We start from the raw sequence: 18,613 nt of genomic DNA on the forward strand, positions 1-18,613 counted from the left end.
TGGAGGCTTTTTTTACGTTTGATAAAGGATATAATTATTTTTCCCTTCTCTTTTCCCTTTGTATAACGCATCATCTGCGTTTTTTAATAATAAAGCAGCCGATTCTCCGTCTTCTGGATAAATAGAGACACCAATGGTAGTTGTTGTGCGCAAACAATAGCCCCGTACATTCCAGCTTTGCTGAAGAGATGCGTGAATTCGCCTAGCAATTTGTTCAATTTCCCGTCCATTTGTAACATTTAAAATAATGATAAACTCGTCTCCGCCCAAACGATAAATGCGATCGCCTTTCCGTACACAGCTTTTTAATCTCTTCGTGTATGCTTTTAAAAATTCGTCGCCTATATGATGGCCATATTCATCGTTAATCTGCTTAAAATTATCACAGTCAAGAAACAAAAGCGCAAAAAACTCATCGCTTTTTTGCTCCCCTTTTTCAATTACTTTGTTTAACTCTTTTAATAACATCGCCCGGTTGGGAAGACCTGTTAAACTATCGTAAGTGGCTTCAAAATGAAGTTTATTTTCTAACGCTTTTTGTTCTGTAATATCATTATGAATCGAGACATAATAAGTAATATTTCCATCTATATCTTTTAATGGCACAATTGTGTTCGATACCCAGTACAACTGATTATGCTTCGTCCACATTTCAAGCTCCCCTCGCCATACTTTTCCGCTTTTTATTGTCTCACGCAGCTCAGAAAGGTCATGACGAAGCCCTGCATCTCGATAATACTTCCCCAATAAATCTTCTTTTTGATAATCTGAATAACGTATATACATATCGTTTATATAAGTGATAGTTCCATTTGCATCTAGAATCATAACGCTAGCTGATTCATCAAGCGCATATTTTATATTTTCAAGTTCTTTCATTGTATAAGCCAGCTGTTCTTCTGCTTCTTTTTGAGGCGTAATATCGTGTAAAATTGCGTAAGCACCAACCGTTTGATTATTTACTTTGACAGGAATGGTTGTAATGTACACGTGCTGTGCGGAATGTTGACTTCTACGAAGTGTTAGCTCTGTGCTGTAACTGATTGTTTCATATACATTCCAAGACTTGTAATTACAGACTCCCAGCCTTTTAGCAATATCTAAATAATTTTGGTGCAGCACATCGCTTGCAGAAAGCTGAAGCGTTTCTAAGAATACGCTGTTGAGCTGTTTAACATTTACAGGAGCATCATTCAACCCTCTTATGTTCACAAAGTTTTTAGTTAACAGACCTAATGTAACTATAAGGTGACCACCTAGAGAATGACCATCTCCATACCTTTTAATTTCAATATCTGAACCTTCCACCTTTTTTTCTACTTCATTGTACATCTCTAAAGCATCGTTAATTTGCTTGTTACTTTTTCCTGCTCCAATACCTAATGCATCATAAACCACATCACCAAAATCTTTGGATGGTTCTGTTCCTCTAAAGATATAATATATTTCATTAATATGGTGCTTTTTATCATAAAAATGAATAGCAGCTCCATCGAAACCAGACTTTTTTCCAATTTTCATGTCCGTACTGCTATAAATCTCAAAATTCGGCGGTTCTTTCCCCATTGTTTCTTCATAAATTTTTTTTATTTCTTTCTCTTTTCCTGATAAATCCTTATATTCAAGTTGTGTTAACTTATTTCTTAAACTATTATTTAAAACAGAATGATTAGCCATTGTGTTCATCCTTATTAAAAGTAATGCTCTTTAATATATTTATAATCCATTCATCTCGTTCTTCTGCTGACTTTTTAGAAAGATGATCATCTGTACTATCAAAATAAAATTCAATTACACGCTCGGAGTTCTTGTCTGCAATATAACCAGCATACGTAGTTGGAATATGTCTATTAAAGTCCGTAATTACCCTTTTATCTGTTCCTTTAAAATATATGTACGCTCTGTCATAATAAATTCTTGTTGTATCTGTCTGTAATTTTTGAGGGCTAGTACTATGAAAACGTTTCTTAAATAAGCTTTCTACATAGACCTTTTCTTTATCGGGATTTTTCTCAGACAACTCAATGTTAATATATCCTTTATGCCCTTCATTGTTATTATTCGAGGCTTTCCAAAATTCATAATATGTATCGTCTTTAACATAATCTGATGCATCCTCATGTATTAATTGATACTCCTCCGGAAACCACATCGTATACTGCCCGGTCTTCGACTTAAATTCATAAAACCCATCGTCCACTTTTTTATCTTTGTTTAAGAATTCACGCGTAAAGTGATCATCAAAAGCGGGGACGTTTGGGTATCGGCTTTCGTTTATCATCCATATTCCTCCTATTAAAATAGCAGCTCCTGCAATGACTGCAATAATGGTCTTCGTACGTTTTTTCATTGTCGCACACCCTTTTAGTTATGTTATAACCTATGTTTTATACATGTTCGATACTATCATACTTATAATGGGAGAGTCATAAGCAGAACGAATCAAAGAACCATAATTAGGAAGTGGTTATTTTTCACTATCACTTACCCTTTCTATTAAAGAAATAATCGTTTCTTTTTTTATCATTGTTACCTTTATTAATGATTTCTCTCAATAAAGAAAACCCCACTTTCAAAAAAATGAGGTTGATTACATAATATAGGCCATTTACTGAACGTTTCGCTCTTCTTGTGCCAGCACATCAATTTCAGCATCAATTTTTACGCTGTGGGTTTTTCCATCAAGTCCAAGAATCTCAATTTCATATTGCTTGTTAGTGAGAACAACCGATTCGATAATACCTTTATGCTGTCTTAATGCATATGCTTTTGCACGGCTTTTAGTTAAAGGAATCGTTTTTTCTTTCAAAATATTGCCGGTTTCGGCGTTAATTTTTACTTTGTGCTCTTCTCCGTTTAATGTAAGGATGTCTACTATATAAATAGGAAGAGTGAGTATTTTACTCAGCGATATGGATTTGACAATGCCTTTATATTCTTTTAATGCGAGAAGCTTTGCTTGTTCTTTCAACAAAAGTGATCGTTTTTCAGAAATCATTTGACGCCATCCTTTCTAGTTTATAAAACGGACTGCTGTTTCAATTTTTTAACGTACCATATCCTATGTATACGTCTACTAACTAGTATAGGGGGCTTGTCTTAAATTTCTCTTAATATTACATGAAAGATAGCTGAAGAAAGCTGTTATTCACTGAAAAAACTAGACCTGGTTAGATCTAGCTTCTTATTGGTGAATGTGAATTCTACATTTTTTTCGTTTCGAATCGTTCTACGGCTCTCATTTGTTTGATTGATGGGGATTTGTGGACGCACATGCCTAGATGGACTTTTTGAAGCAAATAGGGATCAATGTAAAAACCATTTTGAAAGATGTTTTCTTTTTCCTGTTCGTCATGAAATTTGGAGCATCTTACACAGTAATACATATCATAACCTCCTTGCGGACTATTTTATAAACGGGGATAGTTGTGAGTGGTATATTTACCTATAGCATATGGAAAAGAATAAAAGTCGTGCTTGTTTAGCGAAAATGTCCGAAAAGAAGAAGGCTTATCCATGGGCTAAACCGCTGGCTTTTCAAAAGGATTATTTAGAACATAAATCAGTTTAATCGTAACAAAAAAGCCTCTTTCAAAAAGAAAAGAGGCTTTTTTATTAATTTGTTACTTTTGCGCTGTTTTGATGCCAGTTCCAAGCTGATGCGATTATTTTTTCTAATGAAATTTGCGCTTTCCAGCCTAATTCTGCGTGAATTTTATCAGAAGATGCAACTAGGCGTGCCGGATCTCCAGCGCGGCGGTCTGCCATTACAACATTCGCTTTTTTACCGGTTACTTTTTCACACGTTTCGATCACTTCTTTTACAGAGTAGCCAAGGCCGTTTCCAAGGTTGTACGTTGCTGTTTTCTTCGTGCTGTCTAACAGTGCTTGAAGCGCTGAAATATGAGCATTCGCTAGGTCCGTTACGTGAATGTAGTCACGGATGCACGTTCCGTCTGCAGTATCGTAGTCTGAGCCGAATACAGAGATGTTTTCACGTTCTCCAAGAAGGTGCTGAAGAATGATTGGAATTAAGTGCGTTTCAGGATCATGGCACTCACCAATTTCTGCTGTTTCGTAAGCACCCGCTGCGTTGAAGTAACGAAGTACAACATATTCCATATCGTAAGCATTTGCAAAGTCAGCTAGAATCTGTTCAATCATTAACTTTGAACGTCCGTACGGATTAATTGGGTTTGTTGCTGTATCTTCTGTAATGATATCTACAGAAGGAATCCCGTATGTAGCAGCAGTAGATGAAAAAATAAACTTTTTCACATTGTGCTTCATCATCGTTTGTAAAAGTGTTAACGTCGCAGCTACGTTGTTTTGATAATATTTAAGAGGATCTGTTACTGACTCCCCTACTAAACTATTAGCAGCAAAATGCATGACAGCATCAATTTTATGATTTGTGAATACGCTTTCTAAATCTTTCTCATTACCTAGATTTCCTTCTACGAATACCGCTTTCTCATCGATTGCCCAGCGATGACCCGTTGATAGATTATCAAGTACCACAACTTCATTTGTTTTCACTAATTCTTTTACTAGGTGGCTCCCGATATAGCCTGCTCCTCCGATGACTAAAATCATACTGTCAGTCAGCTCCTTTTTATTAAGTGTCGCTACAGATATCGTACCCGTTTCTTTTCCATTTGTAAATATTTCATTTTTCAGTATACAATACCGCAGCTGTCTCTTTTAATTAGTATATCTACTAATTGTGAATTGAGTATGAAGATATTCGTTTCTACTTAAAAACCCGCGCGTGTAAGCAACGGGTTTTCTTCTTAGATTTGCTGCGGCACTTTCTTCAAATCTTTCACTTTATTTTTTAATGGAAGCATGCCTTCAATATGGCATTCAATACAGTCCCCGTCTTCAATAACAGCGGGTCCCGGCGTTCCTGTTAGAATGATATCACCTGGATGCAGCGTCATGACTTTTGAGAAAAATGAAACACAGTATGCGATGTCGTAAATCATATTAGACACTCTATTTTCATGCTGTACGTCTCCGTTTAGCAATGTGCACACTTGAAGTGATTTCACGTTTGATATGCTTTCTTTTGTGATAAATTCTGAGCCTATACTGCAAAATGTATCAAAACTTTTCGCTCGCATTAAGTAGCGATGATTCGCTGCGTGAATATCAGCTGCGGTTACGTCAATGGCTGACGTATAACCAGCAATTACGTTTATGGCTTCATCTGGCTCTATATCCTTACACGTTTCGCCGATTATCACCGCTAGTTCCGCTTCGGCCGTTGTTTTGTAGGACTGCTTTGGAATACGAATGCTGTCGTCTGGCCCAATAATGGCGGTTGCGGGTTTTAAAAAACTAACTGGATCAATGGCACGGTCGTAGTCTTTTAGTTTTTCTTCAGAAGCTGCATAATTAAATCCAATGCCTAATAATTTCGACGGATTACTAATGATAGGAGCTGTTTTTCTGCCCTGCAAGTGCAGTACGGGAAAAGAGCTGTTCATACCAAATTTATTATGGGCGTACCATGTTTCAAGGTGGCGAAGTTCTTTATATTGAATAAGACCCCAAATTGTTGTAGACCAGTTTGTTAAATATTTAGTATTGATATCTTCTATAAGCAGAATGCTGTCATTGTCTAAAATGGCTGCTTGTTCTTTCCCTTGCTCTATTATATTTACTAACTTCATGATACGCTCCTTACCGATGCTTGAATGATACGATCGCTGTTTTCTTTTACCCAATTCAATAATTTTTCATCTTGGTTGTATCCTGCAATAAAAGATAAGCCGATTGGCAAACCATCTAGTTCTCCCGCAGGTATCGTAACTTGGGGAAGACCGCTTAGGCCGGCAATACACGTCATCTGAAGTGTTCGCAATCTTCTGTTTTCTAACTCCGGTCCTTTTGCATCTTTTACAGGCGCGGGTCCTGGAGCAGTAGGAAGGACTAATATTCCGTCTTCTCCAAGCTGTGAGTACATAAAATAGCGAAGTTCACGACGCTTTTCTTCTATATAATTCATATTTAATAAGGTAAGAGTACTCGCCCATTGAAAGCGGCTTCCGATATCGTCTCCAAACGTTGGATTTTCTTTTTGAATCCATTCTCCGTGCGTTTGCCAAATTTCTTTTCCTTGCAACAAACGAAAAGTTTCCATATATGTAGAAAAACCCTGAGGGGCAATTACTATTTCTTCTGTAGTAGAAATAGACTTCATTACGTGCTTAATAGAAGGGGCAAGAGCTCGCATGCTTTGTTCTTCCACAAGTTCCATCACGTCTGTTGGTACATACAGCCGTGTAAATCCACTGACACGAGCCGTTGAATTCAATAAAACCGCTCCTACTTTTTGCAGAGTGTGGCTGTCTCTGGCCATTACACCGACTGTATCAAAGCTTGGAGCCAGTGGGATCAGACCGTTTGTAGAAATGCGTCCGTGAGAAGGACGATACCCGAAAATACCGCAGTAGCTTGAAGGAATTCGAACCGATCCTCCCGTATCTGTTCCAATCGCAAAATCAGTTATTCCCGCTGCCACTGCAACCGCTGATCCGCTTGAAGAACCTCCCGGAATTCGATCTGCGCTTTTTGGGTTTACCGGTGTTCCGTAATGCGCGTTTTCTCCATTTAATCCGTACATAAGCTCGTCAGTATGCGTAACTCCCTTTAGTGCAGCTCCTTCTTTTAAAAGAGCAGCTACTACGTCTGCATGTTCACTTGCAGGCTGATGCGTGGCGAGCCAATCCGGATTTCCTGCACTTGATATATGTCCTTGTACATCAAATACGTCTTTTAACGCAAAACTCAAGTTATTTAACATTCCCGTTCCCGTTGGAGGGACGTAAAGATCACTGTCTATAAATGCGTTCCACGTATCTTTCATTCAACCATCTCCTCATTTCTTATATCTGTTTAGAATATAAAATTTGGAATAAGCTGGTCAATGAATGTGTCAGGTCTGTTAACATTAATATTATGTAAATCTCCCAGCTTCTCTTTTCCTAGAGAAACCAGCCGTTTTATTTCCCTTTTAGCACGTTTGCGAGTAAAGTAGAAACATATCATTTTACGAAAAGGACTATCGCGATGGAACAATCTACTACGCTTTTCTTATTTATTTTATTAGCTTTTGTGCTAACAAGAGGCATTCCATTTATAGGTTCATTTGCTCCTAGCATTAACCAGCTGCTTCGGCATATTGGACGTTATTTTTCAAATTTAAATACGATGTTTCATGAAGACGGCCACGCGTTAATGGGGCTTATTGTCGGAAAAGGAGTCAATCGCATTGAGCTTTATACTAATAATGAAGGTGTAGCTGTGACTGCCACCTACGCGGGATCCCGTGGATGGCTGCCGCGCGTTATTATTGCTTTAGCCGGCTATCCGTTCAGCTCAGCAATGGCTTATTTGTTTTTCTACCTGCTCGTTCACAACCACTACGACTGGCTTTTTTACGGGTTAGGAAGTGTTGTTGTTATTAATTTGCTGCTTTGGGTACGTAACGGCTACGGAATTGTATGGCTATTTTCTATCGTTTTGATCCTCGGAGGCATCTATTATCTGCAAGATCCACAGCTTATACGTTACAGCATGATGTTTGTTGGTGCACTGTTACTTGTAGAATCTCTATTTTCCGCCTTTATTATTTTTGTGTTAAGCATCAAATATCCACACGATGCAGGTGACGCTACGAGTTTAAAGCAGCTTACCCATCTTTCAGCACGCTTTTGGGGCTTTTTATTTTTCGCACAGGCCATTTATGTGGCTTATTTGATTTTTCACCTGATTTATTAAAGACAAAATTCGGTAATGCCCCAAGAAATCTTTGGAAATTTTATAATTTAAAGGAATAATTTACTTCGTGCACTAAATAATGGTTTACGAGTTCCCTTAATGAGGTATATATTGGGTACTATGAAGTCGTAAAGAGGTGTGGGATACTTGTCATTATTTTTAAAGTGGAAGCAAAAGAAGCAGGAAAAAGAAGTAGAGCGTGTTCTTGAGGAATCAATCTCAAAAAGAAAAGACTACTGGAACACAATTGGACATGTAGACGGAGACGTATTAACTCATTTGTTAAATCCCATGTTTTTTGGCGGGCCTGCTTGGCCATCTGGACGTCAAACATTTATTCGTGTTCAAAAAACAGAGACGGTTATTTTAGCAAGCGACGGCTTGTCCGATCCGTTTCAACTCCCTGAAGAAAAGAGCCAAAGACAAGGAAAAGGATTAGAATTCTATATCGAATGCGATGATGAATCTCTGCGCGGACCTTTATCGGATATCCAGGATCACTGGGCATTTGACCTTCTTTATCAAATGAGTCAAAATGCCGCCGCTCATCCTAATATGCTAGAACTATTTATGAAACATGATGTTCTTTCAATTGAATTTACGGATCTGGACGTACCGCCTCATTTTGTAAATAAAAATGGAGATATTGGTGTATTGCTAGGAGTTCAGTCTCCTTCTGTTTCAGCTAGCCTCTCTTTACCTTACGAATCTATTAAACTGATTAGCATGAAGCTTCTTACACCAAACGAATTAGAGTATGTGCGCGAACAAGGAGCGCAAGGACGCAGGCAGCTCGCTGAAACATTTCAGCTGTCAAAAAGCTATCATATTACCATGACTAAAAGAGAGTCTCTTATTTAAAAGAGGTTCTTTTTTTATTTCTGCTATTGAAATAGAGCCCTGTAGCATATAATCCTTATTTACATGTAACTCAAGTTCACATACTTTTTTAAAGCTGCTTTTCATATGAGCGTACTATTTTTGATTCATGGTATATTTTGCTATAGTAAAAAAGAAGATATAAAAAAGGAGATGGACGTTAGACATGGCAGAAAAAGTGCAGATTGGAAAATCCGAATTATATGTTAATCCTATTGGACTTGGAACAAACGCTGTAGGAGGACACAACTTATATCCTAACCTAAACGAAGAAGTCGGCAAAGACCTTGTTCATAAGGCGCTAGATAATGGCATAAACCTACTTGATACAGCGTTCATTTATGGTCCTAAACGTTCTGAAGAATTAATTGGTGAAGTACTAAAAGAACGCGGAAATCGTGAAGAAGCGATGATCGCTACAAAAGGAGCACATAAAATTGTTGGAGATGAGGTACTGCTAGACAATTCTCCTGCGTTTTTAAAACAGTCGGTTGAAGATAGCTTAAAACGCCTTCAAACAGATTATATCGATTTATATTATATTCACTTTCCAGATAAAAACACACCTAAAGACGAAGCGGTCGGTGCGTTAAAAGAATTAAAAGATGAAGGAAAGATCCGTTCTATCGGCGTATCAAACTTCACATTAGATCAGTTAAAAGAAGCAAATAAAGATGGTTATGTAGACGTGGTACAAGGTCAATATAACTTAATTCAGCGAGAAGCAGAAAACGATATTTTACCTTATACGGCTGCAAACCGCATTTCATTTATTCCATACTTCCCGCTAGCTGCTGGTTTACTTGCTGGGAAATACGATAAAAACACAAAGTTTAATGACCTGCGCGAAGATATGCCTCATTTTATCGGGGAAGCATTTCAGCAAAATCTAGAAAAAGTAGAGCGTCTTCGTCAAATCTCTAGCGCAAAAGGTGTAGAAGTAGCTCATCTTGTTCTCGCTTGGTACTTAACGCGCGATTCAATTGATGTATTAATTCCAGGGGCAAAACGCGCTGAACAAGTACTTGATAACTTAAAAACATTAGATGTTCAGCTCACTTCTTCCGAAATTAAAGACATTGATCATATTTTTAAATAATATAAAAAGAGGCTCGGACAAAATAGCTAAAAGGAAATCCGAACAATCAATCGAAACGATTGATTGTTCGTTTTTTTTATTGTTATGGTGAACGTAGGTTTCATATGTTTAGCTGCTTCTAGCTGTTGATTGGATTAATGTAGTTATGTCTTATCTCTTTTTCCTATACAATTCCGCTGGCTAATAGAACAAAAGCCGTAAAGAAGAATCCCAGCTGTACAAAGCTTGTTACGTATTCTTTTGTTTCTTGTTTATATTTCCATTCATCTATACTTTTCAATAAAATATTCACGACTAAAAATAGGAACGATACGATATAAGGCTCGACAAACATAAAGATCATATCGAGTAACAGACAAAGAACAAAAGCTATCGTCACATATTTATCCCACCGGCCTAAAGCTAGACTTTCATACTCATATTTGCCCCAAAATTTGCTGCGAGGGATATCAAGCACTTTTCTTATGATAAAGTCTGCTAAGACCGCTGCTGCTACTAGCATGATTAATATATACATTGTCATCTCTCCTTCCTTTTTATGGTATCATTTCAGCTCGTTTCTGTTAAGATCTCAGCTACAAAGTGCTTAAACTGCTTTGTTTCTTCCGTTTCACCTTTTGTTACGATATACGTATGTGAAGAAGGCCGGATAATTTTTTGCTGTGAAATCACGCTTAACGTTTGATTTTCAACTTCCTTTTTCACCATAGAAAATGGCAAATAGGATACGCCTAGACCTTCTTCAATAAAGCGCTTTGTAATTTCCACTTGCGTAACAGGAAGCAGCTGAATGTGAGGATAACAATCCTTGATTTGAAGGAGTAAATCTTCCCAATAAACAGGATGATTATTCGTAAGCAGCCGGTAGGAAGATAACACCTCCTGTTCCGTACGTGCTCCTGCAGAAAACGGGGCAACTAAGACTGCTTTTTCTTTATGTATTAACTCATAAAAAACGTCTGCCTGACCCGGAAGCATCCTTGTTAATCCAATATCTGACCTTCTGTCGCTTATGTCTTTTCCCACTTGAAACGAATTCGTGATATTGACCGTGACTTCAATATGGGGATATCTCTCTACAAATTGTTTGATTAGGCTTGGTAAAACAGATGCTGCTATTTGAGGGGCAGCGGATATAGTCAGTTTTCGGTTATATCCTTGCTTCCATAACTTAAAATTCCCTACTCCTTCTTCGTATGCCCTCACCATTTCTTGAGCATGAGGCAAAAAAAAGCGTCCGCCCTCAGTCAGCGTGATATATTTACCTTTTTTTTCAAAAAGCTCAGCACCTAGCTCTTGCTGAAGTCGCTGAATATGCTTTGATACAGCAGGCTGCGTTAAAAATAAATCTTCAGACGCTTGTCTGAAATTTTCATAAGACGCCGCTATGATGAATGTTTTTAACCATTTGATCTCCATTTTCTTCTCTCCATCTCTTTCTATTCATAACAAACTGGAATCAATACCGCTTATTTTTGTTTATTTTCTTTTCTACCACAATTCTATACGATATATGTATCTCAATATTACCAAATAAAGGAGCTGTAAAAATGAAAAATAACGTGAAAGAAAAATTTAATGCCCATGCTTCTCAGTATGATGAGCAGCGCCGCAAACTTATTCCTTGTTTTTTTGATTTTTATTCCATTCCCGTTTCTCTTCTTCACTTTTCAAACAAGCCGCTTCGCGTACTTGATATCGGAGCAGGTACAGGATTGTTTTCTTCTTTTGTCAAAGAAAAATACCCAGATGCTCATTTCACGTTGATTGACGTGTCAGATCAAATGCTTGAAAAAGCAAAGGAACGCTTTAAAAATGAACAGCATATAGAATTTATCGTATCAGATATAACAAGCTACAAATTTGAGCACTCATTTGACATTGTGATTTCTTCACTTGCTATTCATCATTTAGAAGACGAGCAAAAACAAAAGCTGTATGGGCAAATTCATAATTTACTGCATACAGGAGGAATATTTATTAATGCCGATCAAGTATTAGGCCATTCTTCTATTATTGAAGAGTTATATAAAAAAGACTGGAATGAAAGAATTGCCGCAAGCGGATTAACTCATGAGCAAATTAAAGCTGCTCATGAACGTACGAAGTTAGATAAAATGGCAACTTTACATAATCAGTTAAATTGGCTAACAGCAAGCGGGTTTAGCACGGTGGATTGCATCTATAAATTTTTTAATTTTGTTGTGATGTATGCTCAAAAATAACGGTTTAAAAACTACTTGTCTCTTTGCAAGTAGTTTTTTTACTTTTTTCCTCCCTATATTCGAATAAGAATATTTATCTATTTCCACAAAACTACGCATACTTCTTTTCCAGTTTCGTATATCTAATAATAGCTTTGTTCTCCTTAACTTTTGAATTTTTTGTGCATAAAACCCATATAAAGTATTTTTATACTATTTTATGTCTTTTTATGGTATAAAAAATACAACTATGTTACAATATGATTACAAAACAATCTGTATAACGCTTTCATTTCTTTACACGCAAATGAAGAACTGGAAAGGATGTGATGCTTATGTAAATGTGAAACCGCTAGATTAGTAAACTTATATTCTTAAAGTTGTACAAATCATCAAGAAAAACTTAGTTATTCTTATTATTATAAATTCCCGCTAGTAAAGTCCTTCTCCTTAATGATTTCCTTATTAAGCGCATACATACAGGTATAGAAAATGCAGCTATTCGTCTTTTATTTTATTAGTGAAGAATTTATAGCACTGCCGCACCATACGTTTTTCATTAATGCAGCCTAAGGAGGCGCAGCACATGGCAAATAGAATATCAAGAACAACAATCGTACTCATAGCGGCTATTTTAGCTCTAGCCTGCTTGTTTGTAGGCGTTCCAAAAACAGAAGCTGCTTCAACACCATCTCATTTAATTATCATTAACAAAGCGACAAACAAACTTGCTTATTATCAAAATGGTTCACTTGTCCGAACGTTTTCAGTAGCAACAGGACGCACGCAGTCTCTTACACCAGAAGGCCATTTCAAAGTAGTGAATAAAATTGTCAATCGTCCTTATTACTCAGGGAACATTCCTGGTGGAGATCCTAGAAACCCTCTTGGCAACCGCTGGCTAGGTCTAAATGCGAGAGGTACATACGGCACGACGTATGCTATTCATGGAAATAATAATCCTGCTTCCATCGGTAAATATGTAAGCAGCGGATGCGTTCGTATGTACGATGAAGAAGTCGCATGGTTATTTAGTAAAGTGACCGTCGGTACACCGGTTGTGATTACAACTTCTTCTAAATCATTTAACGACATTGCAGCAGCAAACGGGTACAACGTTTCTGGAAACTCAGGTTCTACTCCAGCTCCTTCTACAGGCACTGTTTTAAAGAAAGGCAGTAAAGGAAATGCAGTTAAAGAACTTCAGCAGAAACTAACTTCACTTGGCTATAATACACAAGGTACGGACGGCGTGTTCGGTGCCAATACAGATTCAGCTGTACGTAAGTTCCAAAAAGACCACGGCTTAACAGCTGACGGCATTGTTGGCCCATCAACATATAAAGCTTTAGGAAGTTCAGGAGCGAACCCGAACCCGACAACACCAACAAACCCGACAAATCCAAAGCCAACAAATCCACCAGCGGATACAACAATTAACACAAAACAAACGCTTAAAAAAGGAAGCAAAGGCAGCAATGTTCAAGCCCTTCAAAAGAAATTAACGGCGCTTGGCTATGATACAAAAGGCACGGACGGTATTTTCGGCGCCAATACAGAAGCTGCTGTGCGTAAGTTTCAAAAAGACAATAAGCTAGCAGTTGACGGCGTTGCCGGACCTAATACTTTAACTGCTATTTCTAAACGCTAATAGAGCCTGAAATCAGGCTCTGTTTTTTATTTATAAACTTCTTTTTACATTAACTTCTTAATGAACCATTACCCCGTCTTTCTTTTCTATCACATACTTAATTAATTGATAAACGGTTCTCATAAGAATTTGCTGCTGATAGATATCGTTTTTGGCAGGAATTACACTTTCTATTACCCTGCTATATTTATACGGTTGATCGTCTTCTTTTTCTTTATAAAGAGCGAGCCAGTCCTTACGGGCATTTTCAAGCAGCTGTTCGTTAAAATATGAATACACAACGCTTGCAAACTCACCTGCCAATTCTTGAATAACCTGCTGTCGGTCGGTGACCGAATGATAGGTACTTGACCACCCAGACGGCTGGCTTAGAAAATACTCGTAGACAGATGAAATAAAAGCGGACGCAATGACTGGCACCGGCCCTTCATGCTCTCCTAAGGAAATGTTCAAACATGTTTCTCTATCCATATAAGGAATGTTCAGCGACTCCATCGCTTCATAAAAAGCCTGAGAGACAGTCAAGTTTAAATAAATAGGATGCAGCTCTTGCTGCTTTTTTCTCCTTTCTGATACTAAAGCTGCCTTTAGATCTTTATACAGAAAATGACTCTCTTTGGATTCCTCGTGTACACATTCTAAAATAGACGTATTCCCTACTGTTAAATAGTAGTGAAGCTGCTTTTTCATAAGAGGTGAAACGCTTTTAAGCGCATAATCTATCCTTTTAGCCATGGCATGTTTTTTAGCATAATCCGTACGGCAGCTTGGAGAGGTCAGCAAATCTCCGTGTGTAACACAAACGTTTACTTTAGCACCGTGACCATGTACGATGAGCTGCCGAAGAGATTGAATATCTAATTCTTTAAGCCCATGATGTACATATAAAATAGAAGCTGCTTGTTTAAAAGAATCGTGGATGGTGCTCGTATATTCAACAGATGGATGCTCGCAAATCGCTACCCCTTTTTTAAAAGAAAAAGGGCCGGAAACTTCAATTCTACGAAACAATGGATAAATAAGGCGTCCGTTATTTTCTTCTTCTTCATTTGTTAGCGCTCCAAAGGAAGACAGCTCTTTTGCTGTGAGACGGCAGGATATTGGCCAGTCGTCTTCTCCTATTTCCCATGTTCCTTCCTTGTATTCTTTCAACCGGGATTCAAGTGCCAGAAGCATTTGCTCGGTAATTTTCCTACATTCAAGCCGCTTGTGCCATCCCTCTGCAAAATCTCTTCCTTCTTGATCAACAGCGTCTTTTACTATTTCACTTTCTCGTTTAATTGCATCTACAAATTGTTTGAATGAGCTATTTTCATCACTTATTCTTAAAGGAACATCATCATTAAAATAACGGGCTTTATATGGGGTATCTCCCAAAAGAGCGCGCAGATTAAAAGAGGAATCTCCGTGTAATAATTCAAAGACCAAGTCATAATCCGTGCCTCCTTCAGCATACACTTCAGCGCTTCTTAGTAGGATATTCTCCAATTTCCTTTGCACTTCACTTCGCGTAAAAAAAGAGACAGCAGCTTCATAGTGTTGGGAATCCTTCACCTTATACGTAGCAGAATAAGCGCCTCTACTGCCTATTCCTAGAAAGCCACATTCCTTTTTTATACCAAGAAGCTGGCGGATTAAGGCTGTTTTGCCGCTTCCTTGTTCTCCGATTACATGAATGTACTCATACTCGCTGTCAATTTGTTCGCTCGTCCTTTTTTCAATATCGTTATAAAAAGCATTCACTACTCGTTCATCATATCTTGCTTTTGCTCTTCCTTTTGCAGTACTTGTCCAAAAATCCTGCACTCTCAGCAGTTCATTCATCTCTTCAACCAGAATGTCAATTTCATCGTGTTGCTCTGTATACATAAACCGTTTAACAAACGGGTGCGATCTTCCTCTTTCATCTTTTTTAAACGGATGCTGAAACATAATTGACCAGCCTTTTCGCATAGGAGATTGACAGGCTTTTGCACGAAAAACTTTCATTCTTTTCCCCTTCTTTCCCTAACATTGTCCTATTTGAAATGTATGGCTTTTAAAGGGGGGATATGTCTATGATTTTCCTCTTTTTAGAAGGATTTTTCCTTCATTTATCGAAGTAATTAATTGAGGTGATGGGAGAATGTTGACAAAAATTGTGAAATGCAGCATACCGACTGATAAAAAAGCATCTTTTTCATATACGCAACAGCATTGGGCTGCTCTTGCACACGTGAATGGTTTCATTGGCCAATTAGGGGGTTGGAACGTGGAAGATGAAACAGATGCTTGTATTCTAGCCCTGTGGGAAGATGGAACAACTTATCAAGAATTCATGAAGCATACTCATGATTCTATTTTTTATAAAAGCAAGCAGGATCAAACATATACGAATTTGGACGTTTCAACATCAGATCCGTCCTACTTCATCGGAGCACGCTACAATTATTATAGAAGCAGCGCCATTGAAAGCCGTTATTTAGTAAAGACGGAAATTGAAGTCGATTTTTACGACAAAGAAGATATCCATGAGATGGTAAAAAGCTTGATAAATCCTTCTTATCGCTGTTTATCTCACGTTGTATCACCAATCGAGCATAGCAAGCTTGTCATTTTTTCATTATACGGATCTGCTTGTCCGCAAAAAACAATTGATACCTTTGTTCATCCAAATGTACTGAACGCGTCTCAATACATATATCAATTAGAGAAAAATTGGAACGTTCTTTCCAATTAAAAAATAGAAGCCTAGGCCCGACGCCAAAGCTTCTATTTTTTTATGATATAAACATCTTGGTTTTGTACGGTAATAACTTCCTCCGTCATTCCTACAAACAAACCGCTTTCTACTACGCCTGGGATCCTTATCAGCTGTCTTTCCAACTCAGCAGGATTTTCAATTTCTGAAAAATGGCAGTCTAGAATGTAATTTCCGTTATCGGTGATAAACGGCGTATGATCATCTAAAAGCCTAAGCTGCGGTACACAACCTGCACTGCGAATGTGCTTCGCCGTCATTTCCCAGCCAAAACGTATAACTTCAACAGGAAGAGGAAAAGCTCCTAGCGTCTTCACTATTTTCTTAGAATCTGCAATCACGATAAACCGCTTCGCTGCGTACGCAATCATTTTTTCTCGAAGCAGCGCGCCTCCTCCTCCTTTAATTAAAGAAAGTTCGCTATCTACTTCATCTGCTCCGTCAATTGCTATATCAATATATTCAACATCTGCTAAGGTAACAATGGGAATACCTAGTTTCCTTGCCAGCTCTTCTGTTTTTTGAGAAGTAGGAACCGCTTTGATGTGTAATCCATTTTTTACTCGTTCACCTAGTTTTACAATTGTATAATAAGCTGTTGAACCTGTCCCTAGCCCTACAATCATTCCATCTTCAACAAATTGTGCTGCTTTTTCACCAACTGCTTGTTTTTCAATCATACGAAGGCCTCCTTACTAATATTGTACCCGTTTACATAAAAAAGCAAAAGCATTATGAATCCTTACGTAAAAACTCAGCTGACTATTCAGCTGAGTTTTTTTGAAACTGTGTATTTAGAAGAATTTTTTCTACCCAATACTGCTGTTTTGTACTGTTTGTCTGTTCGCTGCTTTTTAGTTCAAACGTATAGTAAATATACCTGCTTGAATAATCATCATTCACATAAGCATGATAAATGCTATGCTTTCCATCTCTTGTTTGTTTTTTCACATAAATTGTTGCATTTTTACCTTTTAACATATAATCAGGCTGAAACGCATCCATTTTATTTTGAGCTGCTTTGCTTTTTTTCTTAGAAAATACAGCCGTTATTTTCCCAGCATTGTATGAATCATTTTCCTTCGTTGATGCTGTCCATACTTCACGTTCATCTTCACTGCTTTTATAAGAAGATTGATGAATAACATACTGAAGCGGAAACCACATGCTATATTGATTGGTATCCGAAGTAAATAATTCAAATCCATTGTCTGTTTGTTCATGATCGACCAAAAACGTACTCGTAAACTTATCTGCCTGCGCTTCACTTTTAAATTTCCCGCTTTGAAACAGCCAAATTCCTACAGCAATGACCAATGCTCCAGCTACTGATGCGGCTTTTTTTCGATCCATTGTTTCCACACACCTTTTAATACCCCTTTAACTTTCGATAATACCATATTGACATTTACATCGTCATAAGGAGAAATAACCAAAGGATTATCAGAGCGCACATGCTAATTTAACTAGAAAAATAAACTTTTTTACAATAGTAAATTCGATAACAAGCGCTGAGCTAACAGCCGGTTAGCCTCACCGGGCTCTATCGTATACGTTAGTAGTTCTTGCTTTTCAGCTTTCGCTTTTATCAAACATTCACCCTTTGGAGAAAGAAGAGAAGTCGTGCTTTTTTGGTTCTCTAAGGCATAATTCACGCTTGCAAAGTAAATACCATTCTCCGTACTTCTTGCAATCATTGCATAATCATAAAACTTCGGATCTGGTACTTCACCAGTAAACTGTGGATGAAACACAATGCTTGCTCCTCTTACAGCAGCCCATCGCACAGTTTCAGGATAGCGCCATCCCTCATGGCAAATAACAATACCGAATTTCACGCCGTTTATTTCAAACAACTGGCGGCCATTTCCAGGCTTATAACCAAATTGATCTTCTGCTGGATCAATTTGATTTTTAGTTTGATACCCTAATTCTTTTCCATTTTCATCAATTACAAAAGCAGTTAAATGCATACCAAGTTCGTCGCGCCATTCCAGCGGTAAAATTACATTGAGCTTTAACTGTTTGGCAAGCAACATAACTTTATAAAGCGCATTTTGTTGAATTTCGTGATTGTATGTCTCAACTTCAAAACCCACTCCTCTAAGTCCCGGCACAATTGATTCTGGAAAACATACAAGGTTACACCCTTCTTCTGCTGCTTGTTTCATACAATTTTCTACCGTTTCTACACCCTCTGCGGCTGACTTTGGAAATCTCACTTGCGCTAACCCAATTTTCATTCATTGCTC

At 37.8% G+C, this 18,613-nt stretch carries 19 protein-coding genes; 6 read left to right on the forward strand and 13 right to left on the reverse strand.

The genetic code is table 11. From position 1 onward, the window contains the following. Positions 1-12: 12 nt before the first annotated feature. From SB717_RS03970 to SB717_RS04000, 7 genes are all read right to left on the reverse strand, one after another. Positions 13-1,677: a diguanylate cyclase domain-containing protein gene (locus tag SB717_RS03970; RefSeq protein WP_410903287.1), complete on the reverse strand. Its 1,665-nt coding sequence runs from the start codon at positions 1,675-1,677 to the stop codon at positions 13-15. Then, entirely contained in the window at positions 1,670-2,350 is a 681-nt protein-coding gene (locus tag SB717_RS03975) for a hypothetical protein (protein ID WP_043979994.1), read from the reverse strand. The genes SB717_RS03970 and SB717_RS03975 overlap by 8 nt, the downstream gene beginning before the upstream one ends. A gap of 258 nt (positions 2,351-2,608) precedes the next feature. Continuing rightward, positions 2,609-2,998, reverse strand: a complete 390-nt coding sequence (locus tag SB717_RS03980; RefSeq protein WP_410903288.1) for a PepSY domain-containing protein — start codon at positions 2,996-2,998, stop codon at positions 2,609-2,611. 205 nt (positions 2,999-3,203) lie between these two features. After that, positions 3,204-3,386: a DUF3973 domain-containing protein gene (locus SB717_RS03985; protein ID WP_013055747.1), complete on the reverse strand. Its 183-nt coding sequence runs from the start codon at positions 3,384-3,386 to the stop codon at positions 3,204-3,206. A 229-nt stretch (positions 3,387-3,615) separates the two neighbouring features. Next, complete coding sequence (gene galE / locus SB717_RS03990) at positions 3,616-4,596, reverse strand: UDP-glucose 4-epimerase GalE (RefSeq protein WP_410903289.1); 981 nt, start codon at positions 4,594-4,596, stop codon at positions 3,616-3,618. 197 nt (positions 4,597-4,793) lie between these two features. Then, positions 4,794-5,678: a fumarylacetoacetate hydrolase family protein gene (locus SB717_RS03995; RefSeq protein ID WP_410903290.1), complete on the reverse strand. Its 885-nt coding sequence runs from the start codon at positions 5,676-5,678 to the stop codon at positions 4,794-4,796. Continuing rightward, the gene (locus tag SB717_RS04000; protein WP_410903291.1) at positions 5,675-6,874 is read right to left on the reverse strand and encodes an amidase; all 1,200 of its coding nucleotides are present in this window, start codon (positions 6,872-6,874) and stop codon (positions 5,675-5,677) included. Before SB717_RS04000 ends, SB717_RS03995 begins: the two co-directional genes overlap by 4 nt. Positions 6,875-7,077: 203 nt before the next feature. Between SB717_RS04000 and SB717_RS04005 the strand changes: the two genes are divergently transcribed. The 3 genes from SB717_RS04005 to SB717_RS04015 all read left to right on the forward strand — a co-directional run bounded on the left by SB717_RS04005 (position 7,078) and on the right by SB717_RS04015 (position 9,766). Next, positions 7,078-7,788, forward strand: coding sequence for a M50 family metallopeptidase (locus SB717_RS04005; protein ID WP_410903292.1), 711 nt, complete (start codon positions 7,078-7,080; stop codon positions 7,786-7,788). A gap of 138 nt (positions 7,789-7,926) precedes the next feature. Further along, on the forward strand, positions 7,927-8,649 hold the full coding sequence (locus tag SB717_RS04010) for a suppressor of fused domain protein (RefSeq protein WP_235915155.1): 723 nt from the start codon (positions 7,927-7,929) through the stop codon (positions 8,647-8,649). Positions 8,650-8,833: 184 nt separating this feature from the next. Beyond that, the gene (locus SB717_RS04015; protein ID WP_410903293.1) at positions 8,834-9,766 is read left to right on the forward strand and encodes an aldo/keto reductase; all 933 of its coding nucleotides are present in this window, start codon (positions 8,834-8,836) and stop codon (positions 9,764-9,766) included. 163 nt (positions 9,767-9,929) lie between these two features. Here SB717_RS04015 and SB717_RS04020 read toward each other — a convergent pair whose 3' ends face one another. Beyond that, the gene (locus tag SB717_RS04020) at positions 9,930-10,283 is read right to left on the reverse strand and encodes a DUF4181 domain-containing protein (protein ID WP_410903294.1); all 354 of its coding nucleotides are present in this window, start codon (positions 10,281-10,283) and stop codon (positions 9,930-9,932) included. Positions 10,284-10,315: 32 nt separating this feature from the next. After that, positions 10,316-11,185, reverse strand: a complete 870-nt coding sequence (locus SB717_RS04025) for a LysR family transcriptional regulator (RefSeq protein ID WP_410903295.1) — start codon at positions 11,183-11,185, stop codon at positions 10,316-10,318. A gap of 131 nt (positions 11,186-11,316) precedes the next feature. Here SB717_RS04025 and SB717_RS04030 point away from each other — a divergent pair, with 131 nt between their 5' ends. After that, on the forward strand, positions 11,317-11,991 hold the full coding sequence (locus SB717_RS04030; RefSeq protein WP_410903296.1) for a class I SAM-dependent methyltransferase: 675 nt from the start codon (positions 11,317-11,319) through the stop codon (positions 11,989-11,991). Between the two features lie 565 nt (positions 11,992-12,556). After that, entirely contained in the window at positions 12,557-13,621 is a 1,065-nt protein-coding gene (locus SB717_RS04035; protein ID WP_074678838.1) for a L,D-transpeptidase family protein, read from the forward strand. 57 nt (positions 13,622-13,678) lie between these two features. On the opposite strand, the gene SB717_RS04040 is transcribed toward SB717_RS04035, so the two are convergent. Next, complete coding sequence (locus tag SB717_RS04040; protein WP_410903297.1) at positions 13,679-15,610, reverse strand: hypothetical protein; 1,932 nt, start codon at positions 15,608-15,610, stop codon at positions 13,679-13,681. Positions 15,611-15,746: 136 nt separating this feature from the next. On the opposite strand from SB717_RS04040, the gene SB717_RS04045 reads away from it, so the two are divergent. Continuing rightward, positions 15,747-16,340, forward strand: coding sequence for a YdbC family protein (locus SB717_RS04045; RefSeq protein ID WP_013055735.1), 594 nt, complete (start codon positions 15,747-15,749; stop codon positions 16,338-16,340). A 32-nt stretch (positions 16,341-16,372) separates the two neighbouring features. Here the strand turns inward: SB717_RS04045 and rpiA are convergent, their stop codons facing one another. The 3 genes from rpiA to SB717_RS04060 form a co-directional block, all read right to left on the reverse strand. Next, a complete protein-coding gene (rpiA, locus tag SB717_RS04050; RefSeq protein ID WP_074678842.1) occupies positions 16,373-17,041 on the reverse strand; it encodes a ribose-5-phosphate isomerase RpiA in 669 nt (222 codons plus the stop codon). Positions 17,042-17,123: 82 nt separating this feature from the next. Beyond that, positions 17,124-17,714, reverse strand: coding sequence for a hypothetical protein (locus SB717_RS04055; protein ID WP_098248571.1), 591 nt, complete (start codon positions 17,712-17,714; stop codon positions 17,124-17,126). A gap of 131 nt (positions 17,715-17,845) precedes the next feature. Next, on the reverse strand, positions 17,846-18,604 hold the full coding sequence (locus tag SB717_RS04060) for a carbon-nitrogen hydrolase family protein (protein WP_410903298.1): 759 nt from the start codon (positions 18,602-18,604) through the stop codon (positions 17,846-17,848). Positions 18,605-18,613: the final 9 nt, after the last annotated feature.

This window comes from Priestia sp. SIMBA_032, assembly GCF_046535215.1.
GTDB classification, from domain to species: domain Bacteria; phylum Bacillota; class Bacilli; order Bacillales; family Bacillaceae_H; genus Priestia; species Priestia aryabhattai.